The organism is Mucilaginibacter sp. P4_E8 (genome assembly GCF_056401495.1).
On the sequence record NZ_JBFUJG010000351.1, the window covers coordinates 1 to 1,723 of the forward strand.

A 1,723-nucleotide genomic window follows, 5' to 3' on the forward strand; every position below is an offset into this window, starting at 1 on the left:
GTTTGGTAGGTGTAATTATACGTTCAGATGCTGCGGCATTTAGTTTCTCAATATTCAACTTATAAGGATTTTCTCTATCACTATACATATCGACCGCTGCTAATCCTAGCAGAGATATCGGATAATTACCCTTTTCGATACTTTCTGTAATCAGCTGGCTTATCCAAGCTACTAAACCCGGGTCACTTACTTTAGCCGTATCTGTATTTGTTGCTAATACTAACTTATTATATTTATTCTTCGGTGTTTGCTTTGCAATCAATAGAAACTTTGCCAATTCTTTAGCTCTTTTCCGATTGTTGTAATCAAGTTCCAAATCATGAACTCGCTCTTCGATTTGCTTATATTTTAAAAGGAGTAACAATAGCAGATCATCGCCATATTCAACTAGGTCATACTTTGACAATATTGCCTGAAAGCCGTCAAATATCATTTTGTCTTGCTCTTCCTCCCACCAATCAATCGTTATTGGGTACTCTGAAGGGTTCTCAGCTTGCACTTGTTCAGGCGATACAGGCCATGGGAGATATTTGTGGATTCTGGGGTAATTGGGATGGAAGTTAAATTGGAGCATGTATTTATTAAAAGGTACGAAGATAAAAAAAGCAGGACAGTTTAACCGCCCTGCTTAAGTGTATTTATAGCTATCGAATTAACTGAATAACCTTTTCGTTTACTTCATCTATTAGACTTTGATCGTAGCTATCTAGATAAGTATTAGTTATTTTATTACCATATTCATGACCCAGGCATTCGGCAATTACCTCATTGGAATATCCAAGCTTTTTCTTTGCTAATGTTGCGAAAGTATGCCTTGTGACATAGCTTGTAACATCTTCTTCAATACCACAGTTGGCACCAATGCGAGTAAGGTATTTGTTCGATGTTTTAATCCACTGAAAGATTACTTTCTTAGCTTTTAAGCTATCTTCAATAATATCAGATGGCAAAAGGGGCAATAGATATTTTGAGTTGGAATCTTTGTAATAGTTAAGTAAATCAAGCGTAAATGGGAGCAACTTTATTTTCAGTTCCTTTCCAGTCTTTCTTCGTTTATAAGTTAGATATCCCTTTTTAATATTTTCAGGTTTTAAATATGCCAGGTCAGTAAATGATGCACCTCTTAAAGCGAAACTTAATAGAAAGTAACTTCTTGCTTTCCACTCTTGAGATTTAGGCTTAAGCTCAAGCTTTGTTATCTTAACCAACTCTTCTAAACTTATTGCACGTTTAGCGGTCCGCTCAGTTTTGACGGGAATATCTAAAAAGGGATAATGTGATCTGTCAACAATTTTTTCTTTGATTGCCTTATTGTATATAGCTCGTAGGGTTCTAAAGTAATTACTAATTGAGTTGGCTTTTAAACCAGATTTTATGAGATCATTTTTAAATCCTTCCAGGAATTTGTAAGTAATGTCTGTAAACTTAAGCTTGGGGTTATTGGCATAAGTCATCAATTTGTTGGTAGCCGTTTGATAAATAATGGCATTACCAGCTTTGTTAATTGAAAACATTGTTTCTATAAGTTGCTGGGAGTATTCTTTAAAAGGTAATGATCTTACGTTTTTAATAGGTTTGTAATCATCGTTTACTCTTTCCTTTAAGTTATCGAAATTAAAGGTTTCCTCATTTTCAAGTTCGAGTACAGCCTTTTGAATTTTTAAATAAAACTCAGTAACCTTCTTATTTAATAATTGCATGTTAGGGTGTGTGCTTTTTATAC

At 34.4% G+C, this 1,723-nt stretch carries 2 protein-coding genes; both read right to left on the bottom strand.

Annotation, left to right across the window (positions count from 1 at the left end; translation table 11 throughout):
* Positions 1-574: hypothetical protein (locus AC1DRQ_RS31275; protein ID WP_477430002.1), on the bottom strand; the 574-nt coding region annotated here is incomplete at its 3' end.
* 70 nt (positions 575-644) lie between these two features.
* The coding region (locus AC1DRQ_RS31280) for a tyrosine-type recombinase/integrase (RefSeq protein ID WP_477430004.1) at positions 645-1,723 on the bottom strand (1,079 nt) is incomplete at its 5' end.